At 71.9% G+C, this 3,665-nt stretch carries 3 protein-coding genes; 1 reads left to right on the forward strand and 2 read right to left on the reverse strand.

Going from position 1 to position 3,665, the window contains the following annotated elements:
* Window positions 1–106 precede the first annotated feature (106 nt).
* Window positions 107–2,308, forward strand: a complete 2,202-nt coding sequence (locus tag AC1MIR_RS25775; protein WP_480031035.1) for an esterase-like activity of phytase family protein — start codon at window positions 107–109, stop codon at window positions 2,306–2,308.
* A gap of 21 nt (window positions 2,309–2,329) precedes the next feature.
* On the opposite strand, the gene AC1MIR_RS25780 is transcribed toward AC1MIR_RS25775, so the two are convergent.
* Window positions 2,330–2,638, reverse strand: a complete 309-nt coding sequence (locus tag AC1MIR_RS25780) for a YdhR family protein (protein ID WP_480031036.1) — start codon at window positions 2,636–2,638, stop codon at window positions 2,330–2,332.
* Window positions 2,638–3,486, reverse strand: a complete 849-nt coding sequence (locus AC1MIR_RS25785) for a fumarylacetoacetate hydrolase family protein (RefSeq protein ID WP_480031037.1) — start codon at window positions 3,484–3,486, stop codon at window positions 2,638–2,640. The genes AC1MIR_RS25780 and AC1MIR_RS25785 overlap by 1 nt, the downstream gene beginning before the upstream one ends.
* Window positions 3,487–3,665: the final 179 nt, after the last annotated feature.

Here is a 3,665-nt window from a genome sequence, read left to right on the forward strand (position 1 = left end):
GGTCACCCCCCACCGTTGGCTTATGCTTGGCTCCGCGGGCGCGGGGCCGGGGGGGGGGCGCCGCGCCGCCGCGCATAGCTCCGCCCCGCATCACCGGGGTTCCTTCATGCGATCCAGCCTGCGCATCGCTCTTCTCGCGAGCGTCGTCGCGCTGCCTGCGTCGGCGCAGTCGCCGCAGGTCTTCCACCGCATCGCCACGATCGAGGCGCAGCGCATGCTGCCCGCGGATCGCGACCGCGCGCGACGCTCCGTGGCGGAGATCGTGACCGCGAGCGGCGACGGCAACACGCTCATCTATGCCGACGGCGAGCAACGCGGCATCGGCTTCGTGGACATCACCGATCCGGCGGCGCCGCGGCCGGCCGGCTTCCTCGACCTCGCCGGGGACACCACATCCGTCGCCGCGTTCGGCACGCGCGCCTTCGCGGTGGCGGACACCTCGCCGAACAAGCGCGAGCCCTCGGGCTTCGTCGCCGTGGTGGATATCGCGTCGCGACGCGAGCTGCAGCGCTGCGAACTCGGCGGTCAGCCGGATGCGACGGCGGTCAGCCGCGACGGGCGCTTCCTGGCGATCGTCATCGAGAACGAGCGCGACGAGCGGCTGAACCGCGGCGCCATTCCGCAACTGCCGCCCGGCAATCTCACCATCATCCCGATCACCGGATCGGGTCTCGACTGCGATGCGATGCGCCGCGTGGACCTGACCGGGCTCGCCGAGGTCGCACCGACCGATCCCGAGCCGGAATTCGTGGACATCAACAGCCGTGGCGAGGCCGTGGTCACGCTGCAGGAGAACAACCACATCGCGATCGTGGACCTCGCCTCCGGCCGCGTGACCGCGCATTTCCCCGCCGGGCGCGTCACGCTGGCGCAGGTGGACGGCAGGCGCGACGGCGTGATCCGCCCGACCCAGACGCTCGAGAACCTGGTGCGCGAGCCCGATGCGGTGAAGTGGCTGGACGACGACCGCTTCGTCACGGCGAACGAGGGCGACATGGTCACCGGCAGCCGCGGCTTCACCATCTTCCGCCGCGACGGCACGGTGGAGTGGGATTCCGGGAATGTCCTGGAGCATCTCGCGATTCGCATCGGCCACTATCCAGAAGCGCGCAGCGCTGCCCGCGGCAACGAGCCCGAGGGCGTCGAGGTCGGCACCTTCAACGGCCAGCGCCTGATCTTCATCGGCTCCGAACGCGCCTCGATCGTGACCGTCTGGCGTGACGAGGGGCCGGGCCGCGCGCCCAGCTTCCTGCAGGTGCTGCCCGCCGGCGCCGGGCCGGAGGGCCTGCTCGCGATCCCGGCACGCGGCCTCTTCGTCGCGGCCGCCGAGGCGGACAATCCGGAGACGGGCCTGCGCTCCGCGCTCAGCCTCTATCGCCTGGGCGATGGCCCCGCGCGCTATCCGACCATCGAATCCACGAACGGCCCGGATGGCACGCCGATCCCGTGGGGCGCGCTGTCCGGTCTCGCCGCCGATCGGGGCGTGCCGGGCCGGCTCTTCGCCGTGACGGACAGCTACTACGCCGAGGCGCAGATCCTGACCCTGGATGCGACCCGGACCCCGGCGCGCATCACCGCCTCGGTGACCGTGACGCGGGAAGGCAGGCCGGCGCAGCACCTCGACATCGAGGGCATCGCGACGCGCGCGGGCGGCGGCTTCTGGCTCGCCTCCGAAGGCAATCCCGAGCGCGAGCAGAACCGCACGCAGAACCTGCTGCTCCGCGTCTCCGCCTCCGGCGCGATCGAGCAGGAGATCGCGCTGCCGGAGGCGATGGCCGCGCAGGCCACGCGCTTCGGCTTCGAGGGCGTGACGGTGACCGGCGAAGGCGCCGAGGAGACGGTGTGGATCGCCGTGCAGCGCGAATGGCGCGACGATCCGCGCGGCCATGCGAAGCTGCTGCGCTACCGCGTCGCCACCGGCGAATGGGGCGTGCTGCACTACCCGCTCGGCGCGACGCCGGCGGGCTGGATGGGGCTTTCGGAAATCACCGCCATCGGTGCCGACCGCTTCATCGTGATCGAGCGCAACAACCAGTGGGGCGGTGGCGCCATCAAGCGCCTCTACGAGGTCTCCGTCGCGGGCCTGACCCCCGCGGCGCCGGGCGCGGCGCAGGTGCCTGTCGTCACGAAGCGCCTGGTCCGCGACATCGTGCCGGATCTCGTGGCGACCGGCGGCACGGTCCTGGAGAAGCTGGAGGGCTTCACGGTGGATGCAGCCGGGAACGCCTTCGCCGTCACCGACAATGACGGCGTGCAGGGCACATCCGGTGAGACGCAGTTCCTGCGGCTGGGGCGGCTTTCGCCCTGATCGACGGCGGCCGGGCGCGCGCTACGGGATCGGCGCGCGGTCGATGCGGCTGAGCAGCGCGTTCACGCCGCGATAGGTCGCCTCAATCCCCGTCACGCCGCGCGCGGCCAGCCGCGCGGCGTGCATCGCGTGATAGGCCTCGGCCGCCGCGCGGCTTTCGAACAGATAGACACCGCCGGCGCGGCCGGCGGCGGGCTCCTCGGTCCAGATCTTCCACAGCAGCCCGTGCTGGCCGGCGATGTCCTCGGCCAGCGGCTTCAGCGCCTCGGTCCGGTCGGGACCGAAGGCGCCGTTCGGGAAGTCGAAGATCAGGACGGTGAGGTCGGACATCAGCCCGAATAGGCCACCGTGCGCTGCGTCTGCTCTCCGAGGCCCTGGATGGAGAGCTTCATCACCTGCCCCGCCTTCAGGAACATCGGCGGCTTCTGGCCCAGCCCGACGCCCGGCGGCGTGCCGGTGGAGATCACGTCGCCCGGATGCAGCGTGATGAAGTGCGAGACGTAGGAAACCAGGTGCCGCACGCCGAAGATCATCGTGCGGGTGGAGCCGTTCTGCATGCGATGGCCGTCCACATCCAGCGTCATCGCCAGGTCCTGCGGATCCGCGACCTCGTCCTTCGTCACCAGCCAGGGGCCGAGCGGGCCGAAGGTGTCGCAGCCCTTGCCCTTGTCCCAGGTGCCGCCGCGCTCGATCTGCCATTCGCGCTCCGACACGTCGTTGCAGATGGCATAGCCGGCGACATGGTCCATCGCGGACTCCTCGGGCACGCATTTCGCCGTGCTGCCGATGATGACCGCGAGCTCCACTTCCCAGTCGGTCTTCACGCTGTTCTTCGGGATGATCACGTCGTCATTCGGGCCGCAGAGCGCGCCGAGCGATTTCAGGAACACGATCGGCTCCTTCGGGATCGCGGCGCCGGTCTCCGCCGCGTGGTCGGCGTAGTTCAGGCCGATGCAGACGAAGTTCGTCAGCCCCGTCACCGGCGGGCCGAGGCGCGGATTGCCGGTGACCGCCGGCAGCTTCGCCGCATCGAGTGCCGCGAGCTTGGCGAGCCCGGCGGGGGAGAGCGCATCGCCCTTGAGGTCGGCGATGACGCCGGAGAGGTCGCGGATCGTGCCGGAGGCATCGAGCATGCCGGGCTTCTCGGCGCCGGCGGGACCGTATCGGAGGAGTTTCATGGCGGTTTTCCTAGCCTTTCAGCACAACCGAGAAAAGGTCAGGGCCGGGGGGCCGGCCCCCCCCCCCCCCCCCCCCCCCGCCGCCCCCCCCCCCCCCCCCCCCCCCCCCCCCCCCCCCCCCCCCCCCCCCCCCCCCCCCCCCCCCCCCCCCCCCCCCCCCCCCCCCCCCCCCCCCCCCC

Source organism: Falsiroseomonas sp. RANM36 (genome assembly GCF_056682175.1).

What these genes read in the sequence shown, in the direction of transcription:
- AC1MIR_RS25785 (WP_480031037.1), bottom strand. Translation starts at nt 3,486, where the DNA reads ATGAAACTCCTCCGATACGGTCCCGCCGGCGCCGAGAAGCCCGGCATG.
- AC1MIR_RS25780 (WP_480031036.1), bottom strand. Translation starts at nt 2,638, where the DNA reads ATGTCCGACCTCACCGTCCTGATCTTCGACTTCCCGAACGGCGCCTTC.
- AC1MIR_RS25775 (WP_480031035.1), top strand. Translation starts at nt 107, where the DNA reads ATGCGATCCAGCCTGCGCATCGCTCTTCTCGCGAGCGTCGTCGCGCTG.